We start from the raw sequence: 17,644 nt of genomic DNA, 5'->3' as shown, positions 1-17,644 counted from the left end.
TCAACACATACAAGGAACTTTTTATGCGCTTAACCACAATACAGTGGGGCGCTCTGTGCTGCCTGCTCTTTGCGGGCGTAACGAACGCAGCCACATGTACCGCCACCAAATACCGCCCCAATCACATTATAGAGGTCTCCTCTGCGCTCAGCGTCGGCACGCGCGTTTCCTTACCAGGTAACCTCATCACCAAACCGGTCACATCCAATGCCCTATTGTGGGATGTCGATGCCATGCCAGGGACAAACAGTATTTTAATCAAGCCCAACTCAAAGCTTGATGAAGGCGCAAGAACGTCCATTTACGCCTATACCGACGATGGCAACATCTATGACATTGTGGCTCACCGTACCTCAGTAAACAAAGCGAGCCCCTGCGTTATCGTCTCCGATGACAACCACTATTACTCTGAGTCGCAAAAGCAAGCGCTTGGTCAATTCATGTCCTCCAAAAGGCTATCAGAAGGCGGACAATCCGCCCGTATTGCTCAGCTTGAAACTGCGCTTAACGACCAAACAGCAAGAACCGAACAAGTGCGAAAACAAGCGGTCGTCGAAGCGCTCAAAAAATATCGGTATCGCATTTACACCCGTTACCAGTGGGATGAAGGCAAAGCGTTTGTTGGCCACAACACCATTTCCGATGTATATGACGATGGTCAATTTACCTACATTCGTCTGGCGAACCCCAACCGCGGCATTTTGAGTGTGGAAACCCAGATTGGCGGCAAAAATGCCGTCGCCCCTGTGAAGTACGAAGACGCTTACGCCATGTACCGCGTCACTGGCATCTATCCGAATTTCACCCTGCGTATTGATGATGTCACGCTCAGCGTCACAAGAAGTGACAATCAAACACGAGGGAACTTATGAGTGAACAACGTCCAACCGATAGGAAAAAGCTAGGGTTAACGCTAGGGGCTGGACTTGGGGTTATCTTCTTGCTGTTTTTTGTACTCATGTTGACCCAAAGCCCGCCTGCTGAGCTCACCTCAACCGATAAGACGGTAGAGACTGAGCCTAAACAGTCATCACCAGAAGATTTTAAGGAGGCGGTCAGCGACATCACCACCGCGCGAGAGCAAGCCAAAGACACGGATGAAATGATGGCGGATACCGATCTTAAACCGGCACCGGCGCACACTCAAACGCTTCCCGTCGTACTCAACCCTTTTGAGCAAGCTAAGCAGCAACATGAACTCGAAGAGCTCAGCCGTGCATTAAGCTCACTCAAAACACGATGGGTAGGTGGAGAGCCATTGCAAAAAAGCGTCGAGCCTAATCAAGTCACATCATCTCGAGTCACATCCTCCATGGAAGCCAATACCGTGCGAGATGAGTTTCGCTCAAGCGATGAACAGCGAGAGATGATAGCCAAACGTATTCAAGAAGCCGAGGCGCTCAAGGCGCAAATCTTGCGAGGTGACTACGCACCAGAAGAGGCGGTTCAAAAAAGTGCGCAGCTTAGCTCGCTATCACAAACTTTTGACGCGCCGCCTGCCAACATTGCCGGTTTTACAGAAGAAAACGTCTATAACGCCAGCATTGAAGGCAAGATGAAAGTGCCGGTCGGCACCATCATTCCCGCCGTCACCATGATGAAAACCAACAGTGACCACCCTGGTACGTTCAAAGCAGTCGTCTCTCAAGATATTTTTGACGTGAACTTGGAATATATCCTTATACCAAAAGGCTCTGAAGTCATTTTGAAGTCCGTCACCATCAGTAATGTCAATGAGGTCATCAACAGCCGAATGGGACTCACGGTGCCATGGGTGGTGCTTCCTAACGGAAACCGCGTCGATTTATCTAAATCATCCGGTCTTGACCGTGAAGGCATTGGCGCCGTGGGTGACCAAGTAGACCGACACTATCTGGCTCAATTTTTTGGTGTTGCCGCTTATGCTTTGCTGGCCTCTAGCACCAGTTGGGAAGGCACCGGTGAAACTGACCAAAGCTATGCCAGTGCCATTTCATCCAGCGTGAGAAATCAAGCCTCCCCGATTGCTCAAAAATACTTAGCCCTTAAACCGACCGTGACTATTCGTGCCGGTCAAAGCATCAATGTCATGGTGGAAGACGATATTTATCTCACCCCGTGGCGCTATCTCTACGAGGAGTACCTGTGAAAAAACTAGGAAAATGGCTATTGCTAGGGGCGCTAACCGCCCCATCGGTGCTCGCCACCGCCGCCCCCTTACCCGAAGTCGATACCTTGCATGTATCGGCACGAACCATTTACCCGCCAGAGCTCAACACCGTTGGTGAGGCCGCCAACTGGCTACTTGAGCCTCTTGGGTATCACATTATTACCGATTTCCCCGCCCCAACCAGCGCGGCCGCCATTTTAAAGCAACCAATCCCAACCGCCGCAAAAATGCATAGAACCATGCCTGTGACACACGCTTTGCAATTGTTGATAGGCGAAGGGAATACGATTGTCGTCGATAGAAGAAATCGCTTAATCACCTTTTCGAAAGGAGTTCTCCTATGAAAAAGCTCGTCATGGGCGTACTGATGACCAGTGTGATAGCTGGGTGCGCCAACCAACCTGATTATCAAGGTCAAGGGGAATACTTTGAGTTAACCAACGTGAACCTAGTCGAGCGGGATTTATCCAAACTCATGCCAACGCTGCTGGCTCAAACCGATGTCAAAGTGACCCCCCAAACGGCCCCAAAAAAACGTCCTGTCAAAGCATTAGACACCTACGTGCTGTTTGAAGGGGAAAGTATTGAGAAAACGCTAAGACGCTGGCTTCGCGGTCGGGGTTATCACAATATTGCATGGTCGGTGACGCCAGCCCATGAGTCGGCACTTCAAGAAAAAGCAGAAAAAGGACAAGTCTTTTCCGGCAGTTTCAAAAAGGTGTGGGATGACCTCATGAAACAAGCGGACATCCCTTTAAGGCTCGTTGAAACCCAATACAAAAAACAGAAAGTAGCGGGGGTGTATGACTTTCGGGGCAAAGCCCGCATTACCCGCGTCTCGGGGAGTTCACTCAAATCCGTCATCGCGAATGTGGTGAAAAACTACGACTTAGTTTGGGTGGACAGTACGGATAATCGACGTAGCTGGCTTGCAAAAGATGATTATCAATTCAGTACCGATTACTACCTCATCACTGAGCGAGACGATATCGATACCGCGTTAACCAACATATTAGAAGGCTACCCCGTTGCCGCTTCCATCGTTGAGTCAACCGGTCAAGTGCTGATTGAAGAGGAATTATAATGAAAAAAACGCTAATAATGAGCCTATTGCTCACCTTAACGGTGGTCGGGTGCGCTTCACAAGAATACGAAGACATCAAAACGTATCATGAGTCTATTTCTCAAGAGATCACCGACAAGACCACCTTTGAAAAACCAAAGAAAGTCACACGAATTAAAAAGCCCCCACAACGATTTTCGCCCATTGAAGCCCCCATTGAAATGACGTGGCTTGACGATCCGATCACCGTCAATGCGCGGCAAATGCCATTTTCAGTGGTCTTAGAAGAAATCATGGCGGGCGTTGATGTCCCGCTTTTTTTTGCAGAAAACGTGGACCCAAACAAAGCCGCCACCCTGAATTTCTCTAGCTCTCGACGAAATGTATTAAATGCGTTATCGCGAGATGTCGGGTTTGGCATCAGTGCAAGTGAAGGCCGCTTAGACATCACCGCAACCATCACCAAAACATTTTCTGTCAATTTACCAACAGGGAAAATGGATGCTCAAATCGGCTCCCAAGGGACAGCCGGTGAACAAGAAGGACGGATTGAAGGACAATACTTGAACATCAGTTATCAAGAAGTGGATCTTATCTCTGACATTGCCAATGACATTGTGAACCTGTTAGGGGGCGATGAATCGGCAAGCCATGCCGTTTCAGCCTCCACCTACATGAGCGCGGTCACGGTGACGACGACACCAGACAAAATGATGGCCGTGGAGAACTTAGTCGAACACTATCAAAAAGAGTTATCAAAGCAGGTGTTACTCGATGTCAGAGTGGTGGAGTTTTACTCTGATGTTGGCACTGAACGTGGTATCGATTGGAATTTAGTGTACGAATCCGGAGACGGTATCTTAGAGTTTTTTGTCCCTGGTACTAACACCCTTTCTCAAGAAGCCGGTTACGGTTTTGCTTTCCAAGGCAAGGGCAAGTGGTCGGGCACCGAAGCATTGATTAAAGTGCTCGAAAAACAAGGCAGTGTCTCTTCTGAAACGCCTATTACGGCACTGGTTCTCAACCATCAACCCGCTCGAATTACACAACAGCGTGTCGTTCCCTTCCTTGATGAAGTCAACTCTGACAGTACTGAGAACACGGTAAGCACCGGTGTGACCCGCGATGAAAAGATGGAAGGTGTCGATTTCATGGTCAGCGCCAAAGTTCAGCCAGACCACGTATGGCTTAGAACATCCGGCCTTCTCAATCGAATCACTAAAAATGAATCGAGAGAAGTCGCAGGCGTCGATCTCGGCTTCCTGACCACACAAAAATCAGAGATCACTTTTGCAAACAAGCTGAGATACGGACAAACCTATGTCCTCGCCTCAGTGAAACAGCAAACCAAAACCGCAGAGGAAACGAAAAACTTTTTCTCTCGGCTGTTTGGTGGGACTGGCACAAAAAACGAGACCATCGAAACCTTGGTGCTGCTCACCCCTCGTAAAGTGCAATAAGGGGGCATTATGCAATTAGCTAAACGGGTATTTTGCCAAAACAAAAAAGACGTGCAGCGTCATAGAAAACTGCATAAAGCGTCTTATGAAAAAATCATCACTATGGATGATGGGCTGTATCGATACTACTCAAATGCGCCTTGTGTCGCGTTAGGAGAAGCGTTTAAAGCGGCATTAACGCTCGAGGGGGAGACCTTAGAGCGCGTCGTCGTCATGCAAGAGTTCGAGAATGAGTGGTTTGCGACCGCATTGGTGGAAGGACGTGTACAAAGCGAGTGGATGGGAACACTAACCGATGTCATTAACCAGGTTGGCTATGAACTCCATCATGCGACGCGAATTTTAGTGAGCTCTGACACGGCTGTCGATGACATAGAGCTCTTTCATGACAAAGTCGTTAAGGTGTCCCCCCTTCTACCGAAAGAGTGGGAAGCCTTTGCGCTTGAAAACGCCATCCCTCATCAACGTTGGAAGGTGAAAGCACTCGGCGGCGTACTAGGGGTGGGCATCATAGGTGGGACGTGGTGGTGGCAAAGCACGCCGCCCCCTCCTGTAGCAACGGCGCCGGAAAAAACGCCTTTTGAGCTATACATCGCCAGTTATTCACAAAAACATTCTGCGTATATGGCATTACGACAAGCACTCTCACTCTACATTGAGACTCGTGACATGCCAGGTGGCATGATGACCACATCGATGGATTGGAAAGGGGGAACACTCACGCTGCCTATTGACGTGACCGCTCGCGATAAGGTGGTCAGAGACTATTTTAAGGCACACCCCACCCTTAAACGTGAATGGAACGAGGCGACCCGTGAACTGGTTCGACACACACCAAGCGTCTCCCCTTGGAAAGAATGGCACATCAAAAACTACTTAGTTCAAATGCGCGATACCTTAGAGCTTATGGAGGTATCGGTAACCAGCGTGTCGAATTTACCTCTCGCTTTTATCAATGTCCAAACCTTCGAGCTTAAAGCAGCGGGCCATATTGGGAAGCTGATTGCGCTGACTGAAGCTCTGAATGCTCCCTTTGTATCGATAACAGGGCTTCATTGGACATGGCAGAGCGAAAATCAACATCAACTCACGTTAACGATTGACGTGCAAGGAGTCACCCAGTGACAGAACAACCAAAGAAACCATTAACGACACAAAAGAAGATCTTAAATGGCGTGATGGTGCTAGGGATAGCCACCATGGTGGGGTTTATGCTCTACGACGTCTTATTTTCCACACCATCGAAGCCTACTCACCCTTTGAACGAAGTCGCATTTGAAGCTGAGGAGCAACACGAAACGCTACCATCAACACCCGTGCTCGATATCGCCCTAACACCTCAAACGCTAAGTCATGGAGAAATAGCGAGCTTACCAAGCGAAAGCGTGGTGAAGCGCGAACTCCCCCCAACTCAATATCAATTGGTATTACCCCCTGACGTTGAAGCGGCCTTAGATGACCTAAAATCTGACTATTTCAGCCAGATCAAAACCAACGCCAACCACTCTAAAATTGCGCAGTTACAATCCCAGCAATCGTTAGACGCATTGCATGCGCCTCCCGTCCCTGTGACCAACACGGCCGTGGATAGCCATCAGCTTGATGTCCCCGCCTTAGTTCGGGCTTTAACACTACGAAGCATCGTGTTTAACCCAATCCAAAAAACGGCATGGTTTGAGCTTTCAGGGGAGCTCATTCCTGTCAAAGAGCGGGCATGGATAGAAGAAGTGCGAGTGTACAAAATCTCAAAAACAACGGTGGTGTTGATCGATAAAAATGGCCGCACCTATACCAAATACATGCCTAACCAAGCTACCGTGGAGGTCGTAGACAATGAGAGTTGAACCCGATGTCGTCGTGATGAGCGACGAACTCAAATCGATTTATTACCAACGTCAGGATGTATTGCTCATTGAAGATGGGTCACTTCACACCTCAGACTTTGAAAGCCCCTCGATCGCCGCTATCCAATCATTGATGAAAGCGCACTTTAAAACGCATGGTTTTGAGTTTATGCCAGAGCTGAACGTGAGTTATATCGAGCCTTTCATCATTAAAAAGCACCTTGATACGTTATCAAAGGAGAGTGACGTTCAGAGTGAAAGCGCCAAGTTAATGAACTCAGAAAGTGCCTCACGCAGTCGCCACATCTTTGAACTGGCGGTTCAAAAAGGGGCGTCGGATATTCATATTGAATTGTTTAAGTCAGAAACTCGCATAGAGGCACGCATCGATGGCCGCTTAATCGAACTGATAAAACCCATTCAAGAATATGAATATGGGGAGCTTTTGATTGGCTACTTATTCAATGATGTATCGGTCGATAAAGACGAGGATTTCTACCCCACAAAACCAAACAATGGCCGTTTGTCTCTCTTATTAGAAACCAACGAGGGAAAACGAAATACGGATTGGCGTATCAGTTATATCCCTGCCAAGGATAAAGGCGGCCAATGCACCTTACGCTGGCTAAACAAAGAGGTTGAGGTCCCTAAACTTGACTCTCTTGGGTGGGAGCCTGGACATGTCGACGCTATGCAGAGCTTTATGGCTTCCGCGAGTGGTATTTGCTTAATTGCAGGACAAGTGTCATCGGGCAAAACGACGGTCATTGCGAGCAGTCTTAACGAAATGAAACGAAAAGGTCGCTCAATCAATACGCTAGAAGATCCCCCTGAATTTGACTTAGGCATCATTCAAACCCCTGTACTTGATCGCAACGAGGATGGTTTTTTTCAATTAGCGAAATTGCTGTTACGTCACGATGTGGACATTGAAATGCACGGTGAGATACGAGATCAAAAAGGGGCAATGAGTATGTGCCGTAAAGGGGAAACCGGTCAATTGATGTTTTCAACCTTACATACCTCCAGCGCGGTGGGGATCGCTCATACACTCAATGAGCAGATGCACGTTCCTACTGCGCTCGTCGCGGCGCCCGACTTAATGAAACTTTGGATATACCAAACGCTGGTTAGAACGCTGTGTCCTAAGTGTTCACACACTCTCGAACAGGCTAAGCGTCATTGGTCAGAGAAAGAAAAGGAGCAATTCGAAGCCTGGCTTGCGAATCATCCTAAACTCTCGACTGAAGATTTGCGCTTTCGTCATAAAGCAGGGTGTGAACACTGCGAATCCGGAGAGAAAGGCCGCACAAGTTTGGTTGAAATGCTCGTACTTGATGATGAGGACAGACAATACATCTTGAGCAAAGATTATTTAGGTTGGTTAGACGCGCTAAAGTCGAAAGGTTATAAGACGGTCGCAGACCATGCCAACTTAAAAATCTGTCGCGGTGACGTGGATGTATTTACGGCGGCTCAAAGGGTGGACGGTCTCTTTCCTATCAAGAGCGAAACCGTGTACCACTCCTTTTTTTAGCGGGGGTTTTTATGGCATTAGCGCATAAACAGCAATTACGCCTTTTGGAAACAATAGCCAGGTTAAGTGGCGCCGGTATCCATCAAAAAGGCATTGCACAGCAATTGCATAAATATGGCAATAAGAAGAGTCAGCAAGTCGGCTTTGACTGTCTTAAATCCATTAAATCAGGCAAAGGCATGACAGAAGGTCTTAAACCTTGGCTTGCCAATAACGCTTACCTCGCCCTGAAAAGTGGAGAGTCATCCGGTGATTTTCATCAAGGGGTGAAGGATGCGCATAAGGCACTGTCTATTGAAAGCTCCAGTACACTGGCGTTAGCCAAGGTACTGTTCTTTCCCATTCTTGGATTGATAGGCGTCTTAACGTTTTCAGCGCTGGCGAGTCATTACGGGTTTACCTATATAGAGGAGCAAATACCCAAAAGGCAATGGGATGGTCTGAGTCTATTGGCACAATGGTTTGGTCAGTTTTGGTGGGATCACGGTATCTCCATCCTAATCACCTTCTTGCTCTTTATACTCATTGTCACCTTATCGTTAGGTCGATATAAAGGGAAGGGGCGAGCGCAGATTGATGACTTCCCCCTGTTCAAACAATACCGATATATTCACAGTACCAACCTTCTCACCTCCATTTCTAATCAAGTCTCCATCGGGGTATCACTCAAGCAAGCCCTAACGACTTACCAAGCAGACAGCCCCCCCTACTTGCAAGCCCACATTCAAACCATGCTCTCAAACATTCGTCTCGGTCGAACGAATATCGGACATATTTTTGATACGGGTTTATTGGTCGATGAGGAAATGGATTCACTTAAATTACTGGGCGAAATAGGAGAAGCGTCCTTGACGTTAAAACGTGCCTCCCACATGCATTTAGAACGGCTAGAGCATGAAATTAAATGGTTCAAAACCGTCGGAACCACCACCGTTAAGGTCATCGCAGCGCTTGTTTTCATGCTCATGGCCTTTGGCTTACTCATGCTCGTCTTTAACTTCGCAACCAATATCATCTAAAGGAAATGTTATGAAACCAACAATGAAAAACAAGCAACGCGGTGCGGCTATCATGGATAACTTGATTGCCTCTGCGTTTATCGCACTGGCGATTATCTTTGTGATAGCACAAGCCCCAAAGCTCATGTACCAATGGAATAAAATCCAGTTTCAAACCCAAGCCGCTGACATCGTGGCGGCCACTCAATCCTGGAAAAAGCTTCGACCCAACTTCGATGGCGTCACCATTACGAAAGTCTGCCAAGATGGACAGCTTTCTAAAAATGTGTGTGGAAGCGCGAATGACGGCGTCGCCACCAACCCGTTTGGTGGTAACTGGTCCGTGACGGTAGATACCGCCTCAAAAGGGCTATTCAAAATCACAGGCACCTTACCGTCGGATGCCGATAGAGTATCGAGTCTAGCGGACACCATGGCACCAACCACACGTTCAGCTTGTATTGAAGCGTCGGGCTGCTCAACGCTCAGCACGACGGCAAATTCCATCACCATGACCTATTAACCGTAAAAAACAATGGGGAGTATTAAGCCTCGATGTCCGGATTGTCTTGGCCACCACATCACTATGCTTAGTGGTGGCCTTACCAAGCCTCATTACGTCAGCATCGCAACGTGTTGAAACCATCACGATAGAACGCGCGCTTGATACTCTGTATTCGAGTGCGCACGTTCATTATCGTGAGCAAGTACTGACCACTCGCTGCTTACCACAATCCACCCTGGCTATAGCCGATTTATCATTACCCGCCAATGATGGTGTCGCGGGTTACTCGATAAGCTATAGGCAAGATACATCGACCAACACCCCCCCTCTCGGCTTTGAAGTCACCGTGACGCTCAATGATGACACATACTTCTCTGCCTTATCCCGCCACCTACAACCGACACAATTAGCCTCACCCAATACACTGATATTCCATGAACCTCTACGGTTTGAACTACCCGATTGGGCGCAGTGGAACACCAGTACAGGGTGCTTGCAGTAAGGAGGGGCTTTGAATAAACAAAAAGGGTTCATGCTTATTGGAATGATATTAGTGATGGGTTTTCTTACTCTGGGAGTGATGAAGTACTCAGAATTTCAACACAAGAAAGCCATCCAAGCGAATACGAACTCATTCTACAACCGTGTGCTGTTCATTAAACAGCAAATTCACGCTTACGTGACGAGACAATATCAAACCGGCTCACTGATAAACTCTGCGGCCCTATTCCCATCCGCATTAGCCGACTTAGAAGGCGACTTTATCGCCTCATGCACTACTGAAAATAATATAGCGGGACACTGCATGAGGTACGACCAAACCCCTTGGGGAACCATCGCCGCCAGCGACTATCGCCGTGTAGGTGTGCCAAACAATATTTCACCCGAATACTATCGCGCTGAGCTGGATATAAAGCTTCCGAGTAAAACGGATACGTCGTATGAGTTTGAACGAAACGCCACGTTAAGCCTTTTTGCGCAGTTTCCTAACATCACTTACGACGATACCAATAATCTCATTACGGTTCGTATTGATAGGCCAGATAAAGCGTTTGCTTACGATGGTCTGGTCAAGCGAAGTGGTGATGATTCGACCTTACTCGGTGATTGGGATGCAGGGGGCAATTTTTCAGCAACCAATTTCAGAGACCTTTCACTCAGAGCCGATGACGGGAGCCAAATCTTAGTCAGTACCCGCTTAAAAGAGAGCTACACCATCAATCATAGCGAATGGGTCGACATCCCCAAGTGCGTGGTTGGCCAAACCCCTTACTACCAACATAGCGTTGCGTCATTCGACGTACCTATTGATACCCACACCATTATAGGAGGAACAAAGACTTTCCTTATAGGAACAAGCCCGACTCAATGGCAGTTTGGCATCACTACACAGACCAAGCGCAATAGCGACGGTCAACAAGAAGTTCTTAACTCTGGACGAATTTCAGTTCTGACAGGGTGTCGTTAACCCCACCACACAGGAGTGTATATGAAATACCAACATCAAACATGGGGCATCATCATGATGTCCCTTTTTGTATCAGCAGGCGCTTTTGCCAAAGTTACGTATGAAGATGCGCTAGCGGACAATGCCGAAGCAAAAGCAAAACATGAAAAGTGGTTTGCGGAATATTCCAAACCAGAAAATAACAAACCTTTAGAGGTAGGTACAATTCAATCTCCAAATGAATGGCGTACGATTTTTTCAGGGAGCACGACAGGCAGTGTCCAAATTCCAGCCGATGCGACAGAAGTGTATGTCGTCAGCACAGAGGGAGCGAGGATGTTTCCAGCGTCATCTGCTTCATACAGTTTAGGCTCTGTTGAATCGAGCGCCTACAGCCAATGGGGACACGTTTGCGTGACAGCAAGAGCGACGGGCACCTACAGCAATCACGTGGTGAGAGGGCAAGAGCAAAGCGCTTCCAAACGCTGCCAAATCTCAGACAGCAATAAAAAGCGACTCACCGCCACCGCCAAGTTCGAAATTAAATCCGTGATGATAAAATAAGACAAAGCCGATTCAATTAACCACAGGGATGTGGTTATTTTTGTCTATTCCAATCGATCATATGAACGGCGTTTTTAGACGAAACGATCATAGATAAATCAATGGTGCGTAATGGTCATTATGTGCACATGGTTGTATAATAATTGCACAAACTAAAATAAGGATATTGAAGATGAAAACAGCGTCTTTATTGGCATTAAGTATCGGCTTAATTTCAAGCTCAGCATGGGCGATTATCGATGGTACACCCGTGAATTGGCAAAATGATTTTGATGATGTCGTATTCAATAACTGTACAGGTCTTATTGTCGGTGGAAATAAAGTCCTAACCGCAGCGCATTGCACTACAGATGTGTATATTAAATTTTCGGACGAGAGCAATACCTCATCACAAAGTAGAACAGATCATCCTAGCTATATTGGAGGTCAAAACTATGATGTATCCGTTTGGGTGCTTCCAAAGAAAGCGAAGACGAAAAACATCCATTTCTTTGCCAATCTAAATACTCAAACAACCCAAGTAGGGGATACATTACGTGCTTTCGGATTCGGCGGAGACAACCCGTTAGCTTATGCTATTTTGAATGCAACTAGCCTAGCAACTGTTACAAACACACTAACTAACGCTTCTCAAAATAATGGATCAACAATAGGTGGTGATAGTGGAGGGATGTGGTTAGATGACTCTAACAAGATTGTAGGTATTCATAATCGCGGAGCTGTAAATCAATCTTCTTCAATGGATCTTCACTACGCCAAAGACTTCCTACTTGAGCAAATCAATGGTTGGCATTACCCAACCGTATTCAAGGGCACGGGCACGCAAACCATTCAGGTGCAGTCGTTACACGTAAATCCTACCGCCGATAGTGCCTACGTTGATGGCAACATCACGATTACAGGAGGCACGTGTTACGCAAACAACGCCATTAATGCTTTTGATATTTGCACCTATGAACTCGAAGTTAACGGAACAGGTACACTGCACTTGAGCAGCTCTGAATCCATTAGCATTAACCCTAAAGCAACAACACCTCCTAGTGATGGTGGTTCAAGCGGCGGTGGGGGTTCTATGGGATGGTTGTCTCTATTAGCATTAGCGGTGTGGGGTCGGTTTCGCCCCCATAAAGCCTAAACTTGGCTCCAACTAACACTATCAAAATGCTCAGCCTTCGGTCTGGGCATTTTTATTACGCCGAAAGGTGAACCATGTTAAGTGTCATCATCCCCCTTTGTGCATTATTAATCATTAGAACGTGCTTGAAAATGGAGCACAATATAACGATAAATTTTAAAGCGACCATCGCTATAAAGGTGATGTTAATGTGTAGCTTCGCTTTGGCTGCCATTCTCGTTTTGAGTACAGAGTTTTACGCCTATCTTTTCTTCATTCAAATTTACCTTCTCGCTTACTACTACGGTGTCGTTATTATTTTTCCTGACGCACCTAATCTAATGGCTCACCCTGAGTTCTTTCATCGGTATTTAAGAGTGCATTTAAAAAAGCGGGACGGGGTATTTACCAAAGCAATTTATAACGACTTAGAGACCCTAATTCATTTGATGCCAAGGCATAATATAGACGCATTGATTTTAACGTCCCCCCTACTCGCCAAAGGTGGAAAGTTTCGTCCTTCCCATCGACTAGAACGATTACCAGTGACTATAGAAAAACAGCATGTCCCTGTATGGAAAAACCCCATCGAAACGCTCGTGTTAGCGTTCTACAAACACATTCTCAAACGGGCATTTCTTCAACACGCTGATTTAACGCGCCAATATCGTTTCATCATTCGCCCTATTACTTTGCGTGATTACTCATATGAAGGTGAGGGTTTACGGCGAGATTGCTAATACTTTTCTCTCAATACGCCGAGAAAAATACAGATAAAAAAAGCGAGCAGAGAAGCTCTGCTCGCCAAAATGATTAATATCAGAATGAAATTACGGTAGACATAAACATACTAATACAATATTCACATAAATGCATATTAACTTCCCCGATTTTTCACAGAAAGTCACACTTTCCTTTCAATGCAACCGCATTTATAGGGAAGCGTGACTCAGCAGGTAGCCCGCTAGGGCGTAGGACGGCATTGAGTCCTGAAAACACCCTTCTTTTTGCCCTACATCCACACAAGGAGCGTCTTACTATGTACACCAACCCATTTAACACAACCGCTCTCTCTGAAATGAGCATCGATACGGACCTTTTTAATACCAAAGAACATATTCCTTTAGGGAGGGAGTACAAGCCCAAGCCTGACGCTGCTATAACCCGGCGACGGATTGAAGACATTCTTGAGGAGCAAGCATTAAGAAAACAATGGGAGCTGTGAGATGACCTTTCATACTAAACAAAAGCGAAAAGCCAAGCGCAGACGAATTAAGGCAAAACCGACCCAAAAGCCGTGGGTCATATTAGAAATGTTGATTGGCTCTGAGCTTCGTCGATGGAAACTTCCTGAAAATCGCGTTCACCGCTATTTAAAGCGCTATAGCCATCGTGGGTACCTTGTAACTCCGGCGGGTGAGCCACAAATAAAAAACGGGCAGTAAAAACTGCCCGCAATTTGGTGTGATTTTTTGAGTTAGTGAGCACTATCCAGCAAACAACGTTTGGATTTGAGTTTGAAAAATAATGGCTAGTACGCCTGCAACTAAAAACCAATTTAGTCGTTCAAACTTTTTCTCTAGTGCTTTAAAGTTTTCATTCGTACGCTTTTCTGACTCTTTAACCTCTGCTTTCAGCTCGGTTTTCAGCTCATCAAAACGTTTATCAACGTCATCAAAACGCTTTTCCGTTTGTTGTTCAAAACGAGCAAGATGCTCTTTCACATTATCAACACTCTCCTGAGTCGCAAAATGCTGCTCATGGTTGCGTTGATGCAAAAGTGCATTGAGTACATCAGATTGTGAGAACTCGATTTTTTTCTCATCACTCATGTTCGTTTTCCTTTCGTTCGTGAAGCTTTGCTTCCTAATAAATACGTCAGTCGGCAAAGCTTGTCGCTGCCATAACACTGACAGCCACAAAGCTTGATGCTTTGTTCTCTAATCATACCAATCCCTTGGAAAAAAATCCAAAACCTAACGACAAAGGAGGCCAACGTGGGCTTTTCAATACCACACTATATCGTCTGCGGGGTAACTATCGCTTTGCTCTTCCTTCCTTTAAGTGCAGGGATGGCGAGAAACTACAATGGCTGGCAATCGTCACAAGGCTGGAATCAATCAACCTATCACCGTTTAACCCCCACCGCTTGCGCCAAGTATTGCGACCTAATCAAAAACGCCAGCATCAAGCACCGAGTCCCGAAGAACTTGATTATATCTGTGATTCGAGTTGAGAGCGCTTTTAACCCTAATGCCGTGAGTCACAAGGGAGCCAAAGGACTGATGCAGTTGATGGATATCAACAGTACGAATATCAACCCATTCAATCCAGGCGATAACATCTCTCGCGGGACAGCGCTCTTATCCCGCTTGATAAAGAAATACAACAACCTTGAACTCGCTTTAGCCGCTTATAACGCAGGCGAAGGAAATGTCACTAAATACGGAGGGGTTCCCCCTTTCAAAGAAACACAGCGCTATGTCAAAAAAGTACTCCAACATTACCACGCTCTCAACAGAGGATAACGCCTTGATACAACGAACCTTTGAACACAATGTTCAAATTACTATGCAGCTTCACGACAAGAACTAAGGAAAAGATGGATGCGAATCATACTAATCAAGTGGTGCTCCGTGCTACTCACTCTATCAGCTATATATAGCCCAAACGTCAGCGCAGCGAGTGATGCCGAATGCGGTATTTGGCTATGTTTACCTACGGGTTTTACTTCGGGCTGTGGTGAAGCTCGCAGTGCATTCTGGAGCAGAATAAAAAGCTTTAAATCCCCTTTACCTGGCTTTCACGAGTGCATTAAAAGCGCGCCAAATACTTCTGGCCACAATGCCGATAACTTCACATCCCAAACAGGGATTGCGGCTCAAATCGCTAGCTACAAAGTCTGCACACAAACCAAACGCATTCGACGCGGCGGAGAGTGGCAAGAGACCTGCGTCGCTTGGGAAACGGTGCCCGCAACCGTCATAAAAGGCGTTCGCTGCCGAATTGACAAAGAGGGTCACCGCTCACCGGCGCATTGCACCAAAACACTTCGCTATACCGAGGTATACCGTAATGGTCAGCTTTTTGGCCAAACTCACTATTACTAAGAAAGGACCATTTATGTCACAACATACTTTTGAATACGGTCAGTATGCCATTCTTTGCGGCTGGGACAGACCACTGCAAGGTTACTTTCTCGTCATCGAGGACAAAGACCAGGATGACCCAATTTACTCCAACCTTGATGAGCCGAATCCTCATCCAAACGTCTTTGACCCATTTGAAGCTGTGCTCAAGCGATTTGGTATTGTTTTGCCGGATGACATGTTGAGTGCTCTTTACATGGATAAGATTAAGAACATTGGTAATAGCGTCACGAATTGGGGTGATATCGAAGCACTTCATAACAGCACCACCCAACAATCTCAGTCAAAGATGATAAGCATACACAAGCTTGATATTGACAGAGGGCTTGCAAAACAACTGGACGAATATCGAGAGCTTCTAGAGACCATAGAAAAGCACACAGGTTACTTCAGCACGGAGCAAGGACAATTTTCAGCCATGCATGCCGCGACATTAGACGATTACCTCTCTCACCTTTACGCATTGAAGTGTGAGAAGAGTCCTAACGATAACGTGAAGTACACCGATTTGCGCCCAAAACCCCCCTTCATTAAATCAAATGAATAAGGAGGCGCCGTGTTCGATACTCTGACAACACTCTTTGGTGATGTACCTATCGCCAAACAATACGAATGGCAATGGGTTGAACAGCACTTTCAACCAATAACAGACCTTTACCAAACCCCTGACGTTACCGAAATCTTCGTTGACCGATTCGATACTATCGCCATCGAACGTAATGGCGCCATCGAGAAAACCGACTGCCGATTTGATAGTGAGAAAAGCTTTCAAGCGTTATTAACGCAGTTAGCTCTATGTCTTAATCAAACCTTAACGGAAGAAAGCCCCATCCTCGATGCCAGACTACCGGATTGCTCTCGAATCTGTGCCACCCTCCCCGCGGTGACGCCGCAAGGGGCCAGCATGACGCTGCGAATCGCGCCCACTAATCATATCAGTGCGGAGCAACTTGTTGAGTTTGGTGCTCTATCTACCCCCATGCTGACCTACTTGATTGAAGCGATTCAGTCTGGAAAAAACATCATTGTTTCGGGGAATACTGGCAGTGGAAAAACGACGCTGCTTCGCGCACTCGCCAGGCACATACCACTGACAGAGCGCATTGTCGTTTGTGAAGACACTCAAGAGCTCTATCTCGACTGGTTACCCTTTTTGGTTTCAATGGAATCGCCCAAACGTTCAAGCAGCGTCGTAGAGATGAAAACCTTGATTGAAACCTCGCTTCGTATGCGTCCAGACCGAATATGGGTTGGGGAAATTCGAAATGGCCGCGCTGCGGATGCCTTCTTACAAGCGATTAATACCGGTCACAGTGGATGCATGACCACGGTTCACGCCAATGGCTGTGACGATGCCTTATCCAGGCTTCAGTATCTTATCGCTTCCCAGGGCAATATCAATTTTGATTTGGCTTACCAGCAAATCGTTGGCAACGTTGATATTTTTGTTCACGCAAGCCGGCACGAAAGTTATGGCCGAAAAGTGACAGAGATAGCGGAAGTGGTCAATGGGACTCTCACTCCCAAGTTTCTTTTTGACCAACAGAAGCATCACCATATAGCGGCAAATATTCAATAACACCATTTACCCAAAAAAAGGAAAGGTAAATATCATGACTCAAGACGACATATACCAAGAAGGTTACGATGCCTTTAATTCTGATGAATCTGAACACTCAAATCCATATGACGGACTAGACGCAGAGTATTGGAGTGATGGGTGGGAAGACGCGCATGACGATTCCAAAAGCTAAACAGCTCGCTTTTGCCTGCTATAAGAATTGACTTCTTGTAGAGGCGAAAGGGGTACGCCT

The 17,644-nt window shown here is 46.6% G+C and carries 22 protein-coding genes; 21 read left to right on the top strand and 1 reads right to left on the bottom strand.

Annotated elements, in window-relative coordinates:
* Positions 1-23 precede the first annotated feature (23 nt).
* The 16 genes from LY387_RS26270 (at position 24) to LY387_RS26195 (ending at position 13,906) form a co-directional block, all read left to right on the top strand.
* A complete protein-coding gene (locus LY387_RS26270) occupies positions 24-872 on the top strand; it encodes a TrbG/VirB9 family P-type conjugative transfer protein (RefSeq protein WP_234497879.1) in 849 nt (282 codons plus the stop codon).
* Positions 869-2,128 carry a TrbI/VirB10 family protein gene (locus LY387_RS26265; RefSeq protein ID WP_234497878.1) on the top strand — a complete coding sequence of 420 codons (1,260 nt, stop codon included), beginning with the start codon at positions 869-871 and terminating at the stop codon, positions 2,126-2,128. The genes LY387_RS26270 and LY387_RS26265 overlap by 4 nt, the downstream gene beginning before the upstream one ends.
* Positions 2,125-2,493, top strand: coding sequence for a hypothetical protein (locus LY387_RS26260; RefSeq protein WP_234497877.1), 369 nt, complete (start codon positions 2,125-2,127; stop codon positions 2,491-2,493). Before LY387_RS26265 ends, LY387_RS26260 begins: the two co-directional genes overlap by 4 nt.
* Positions 2,490-3,233, top strand: a complete 744-nt coding sequence (locus tag LY387_RS26255) for a hypothetical protein (protein WP_234497876.1) — start codon at positions 2,490-2,492, stop codon at positions 3,231-3,233. Before LY387_RS26260 ends, LY387_RS26255 begins: the two co-directional genes overlap by 4 nt.
* Positions 3,233-4,672: a type II secretion system protein GspD gene (locus tag LY387_RS26250; protein WP_234497875.1), complete on the top strand. Its 1,440-nt coding sequence runs from the start codon at positions 3,233-3,235 to the stop codon at positions 4,670-4,672. The genes LY387_RS26255 and LY387_RS26250 overlap by 1 nt, the downstream gene beginning before the upstream one ends.
* A 9-nt stretch (positions 4,673-4,681) precedes the next feature.
* Positions 4,682-5,797 carry a hypothetical protein gene (locus tag LY387_RS26245; protein WP_234497873.1) on the top strand — a complete coding sequence of 372 codons (1,116 nt, stop codon included), beginning with the start codon at positions 4,682-4,684 and terminating at the stop codon, positions 5,795-5,797.
* Complete coding sequence (locus LY387_RS26240) at positions 5,794-6,516, top strand: hypothetical protein (RefSeq protein ID WP_234497871.1); 723 nt, start codon at positions 5,794-5,796, stop codon at positions 6,514-6,516. The genes LY387_RS26245 and LY387_RS26240 overlap by 4 nt, the downstream gene beginning before the upstream one ends.
* Positions 6,506-8,053, top strand: a complete 1,548-nt coding sequence (locus tag LY387_RS26235; RefSeq protein WP_234498193.1) for a GspE/PulE family protein — start codon at positions 6,506-6,508, stop codon at positions 8,051-8,053. Before LY387_RS26240 ends, LY387_RS26235 begins: the two co-directional genes overlap by 11 nt.
* An 11-nt stretch (positions 8,054-8,064) precedes the next feature.
* Positions 8,065-9,072, top strand: coding sequence for a hypothetical protein (locus LY387_RS26230; RefSeq protein ID WP_234498192.1), 1,008 nt, complete (start codon positions 8,065-8,067; stop codon positions 9,070-9,072).
* A gap of 10 nt (positions 9,073-9,082) precedes the next feature.
* A complete protein-coding gene (locus LY387_RS26225; RefSeq protein WP_234498191.1) occupies positions 9,083-9,574 on the top strand; it encodes a hypothetical protein in 492 nt (163 codons plus the stop codon).
* Between the two features lie 46 nt (positions 9,575-9,620).
* Positions 9,621-10,058 carry a hypothetical protein gene (locus LY387_RS26220; RefSeq protein WP_234498190.1) on the top strand — a complete coding sequence of 146 codons (438 nt, stop codon included), beginning with the start codon at positions 9,621-9,623 and terminating at the stop codon, positions 10,056-10,058.
* Positions 10,059-10,067: 9 nt separating this feature from the next.
* Positions 10,068-11,024 carry a type II secretion system protein gene (locus tag LY387_RS26215; RefSeq protein WP_234498189.1) on the top strand — a complete coding sequence of 319 codons (957 nt, stop codon included), beginning with the start codon at positions 10,068-10,070 and terminating at the stop codon, positions 11,022-11,024.
* 21 nt (positions 11,025-11,045) lie between these two features.
* Complete coding sequence (locus tag LY387_RS26210; protein ID WP_234498188.1) at positions 11,046-11,567, top strand: hypothetical protein; 522 nt, start codon at positions 11,046-11,048, stop codon at positions 11,565-11,567.
* Positions 11,568-11,739: 172 nt separating this feature from the next.
* The gene (locus tag LY387_RS26205) at positions 11,740-12,702 is read left to right on the top strand and encodes a trypsin-like serine protease (RefSeq protein WP_234498186.1); all 963 of its coding nucleotides are present in this window, start codon (positions 11,740-11,742) and stop codon (positions 12,700-12,702) included.
* Between the two features lie 74 nt (positions 12,703-12,776).
* Positions 12,777-13,421: a hypothetical protein gene (locus LY387_RS26200; RefSeq protein WP_234498184.1), complete on the top strand. Its 645-nt coding sequence runs from the start codon at positions 12,777-12,779 to the stop codon at positions 13,419-13,421.
* Positions 13,422-13,720: 299 nt separating this feature from the next.
* Positions 13,721-13,906, top strand: coding sequence for a hypothetical protein (locus tag LY387_RS26195; RefSeq protein WP_234498182.1), 186 nt, complete (start codon positions 13,721-13,723; stop codon positions 13,904-13,906).
* A 262-nt stretch (positions 13,907-14,168) separates the two neighbouring features.
* Here the strand turns inward: LY387_RS26195 and LY387_RS26190 are convergent, their stop codons facing one another.
* Positions 14,169-14,513: a hypothetical protein gene (locus LY387_RS26190; protein ID WP_234498181.1), complete on the bottom strand. Its 345-nt coding sequence runs from the start codon at positions 14,511-14,513 to the stop codon at positions 14,169-14,171.
* A gap of 165 nt (positions 14,514-14,678) precedes the next feature.
* On the opposite strand from LY387_RS26190, the gene LY387_RS26185 reads away from it, so the two are divergent.
* From LY387_RS26185 to LY387_RS26165, 5 genes are all read left to right on the top strand, one after another.
* The gene (locus tag LY387_RS26185) at positions 14,679-15,209 is read left to right on the top strand and encodes a lytic transglycosylase domain-containing protein (RefSeq protein WP_234498180.1); all 531 of its coding nucleotides are present in this window, start codon (positions 14,679-14,681) and stop codon (positions 15,207-15,209) included.
* A 78-nt stretch (positions 15,210-15,287) separates the two neighbouring features.
* Positions 15,288-15,791, top strand: a complete 504-nt coding sequence (locus LY387_RS26180; protein ID WP_234498179.1) for a hypothetical protein — start codon at positions 15,288-15,290, stop codon at positions 15,789-15,791.
* A gap of 13 nt (positions 15,792-15,804) precedes the next feature.
* Entirely contained in the window at positions 15,805-16,377 is a 573-nt protein-coding gene (locus tag LY387_RS26175) for a hypothetical protein (protein WP_234498178.1), read from the top strand.
* Between the two features lie 9 nt (positions 16,378-16,386).
* Positions 16,387-17,409 carry a CpaF family protein gene (locus tag LY387_RS26170; protein WP_234498177.1) on the top strand — a complete coding sequence of 341 codons (1,023 nt, stop codon included), beginning with the start codon at positions 16,387-16,389 and terminating at the stop codon, positions 17,407-17,409.
* A gap of 34 nt (positions 17,410-17,443) precedes the next feature.
* On the top strand, positions 17,444-17,584 hold the full coding sequence (locus LY387_RS26165; protein ID WP_234498176.1) for a ribosome modulation factor: 141 nt from the start codon (positions 17,444-17,446) through the stop codon (positions 17,582-17,584).
* The last annotated feature ends 60 nt before the right edge of the window (positions 17,585-17,644 follow it).

Origin of the sequence: Vibrio maritimus (genome assembly GCF_021441885.1) — a bacterium.
Classification (GTDB): domain Bacteria; phylum Pseudomonadota; class Gammaproteobacteria; order Enterobacterales; family Vibrionaceae; genus Vibrio; species Vibrio maritimus_B.
This window is presented reverse-complemented; position numbering and strand designations above follow the sequence as displayed.

Coding starts and splice junctions, on each gene's coding strand:
- LY387_RS26270 (WP_234497879.1), top strand. CDS start 24: ATGCGCTTAACCACAATACAGTGGGGCGCTCTGTGCTGCCTGCTCTTT.
- LY387_RS26265 (WP_234497878.1), top strand. CDS start 869: ATGAGTGAACAACGTCCAACCGATAGGAAAAAGCTAGGGTTAACGCTA.
- LY387_RS26255 (WP_234497876.1), top strand. CDS start 2,490: ATGAAAAAGCTCGTCATGGGCGTACTGATGACCAGTGTGATAGCTGGG.
- LY387_RS26250 (WP_234497875.1), top strand. CDS start 3,233: ATGAAAAAAACGCTAATAATGAGCCTATTGCTCACCTTAACGGTGGTC.
- LY387_RS26245 (WP_234497873.1), top strand. CDS start 4,682: ATGCAATTAGCTAAACGGGTATTTTGCCAAAACAAAAAAGACGTGCAG.
- LY387_RS26235 (WP_234498193.1), top strand. CDS start 6,506: ATGAGAGTTGAACCCGATGTCGTCGTGATGAGCGACGAACTCAAATCG.
- LY387_RS26230 (WP_234498192.1), top strand. CDS start 8,065: ATGGCATTAGCGCATAAACAGCAATTACGCCTTTTGGAAACAATAGCC.
- LY387_RS26225 (WP_234498191.1), top strand. CDS start 9,083: ATGAAACCAACAATGAAAAACAAGCAACGCGGTGCGGCTATCATGGAT.
- LY387_RS26210 (WP_234498188.1), top strand. CDS start 11,046: ATGAAATACCAACATCAAACATGGGGCATCATCATGATGTCCCTTTTT.
- LY387_RS26205 (WP_234498186.1), top strand. CDS start 11,740: ATGAAAACAGCGTCTTTATTGGCATTAAGTATCGGCTTAATTTCAAGC.
- LY387_RS26200 (WP_234498184.1), top strand. CDS start 12,777: ATGTTAAGTGTCATCATCCCCCTTTGTGCATTATTAATCATTAGAACG.
- LY387_RS26195 (WP_234498182.1), top strand. CDS start 13,721: ATGTACACCAACCCATTTAACACAACCGCTCTCTCTGAAATGAGCATC.
- LY387_RS26190 (WP_234498181.1), bottom strand. CDS start 14,513: ATGAGTGATGAGAAAAAAATCGAGTTCTCACAATCTGATGTACTCAAT.
- LY387_RS26180 (WP_234498179.1), top strand. CDS start 15,288: ATGCGAATCATACTAATCAAGTGGTGCTCCGTGCTACTCACTCTATCA.
- LY387_RS26175 (WP_234498178.1), top strand. CDS start 15,805: ATGTCACAACATACTTTTGAATACGGTCAGTATGCCATTCTTTGCGGC.
- LY387_RS26165 (WP_234498176.1), top strand. CDS start 17,444: ATGACTCAAGACGACATATACCAAGAAGGTTACGATGCCTTTAATTCT.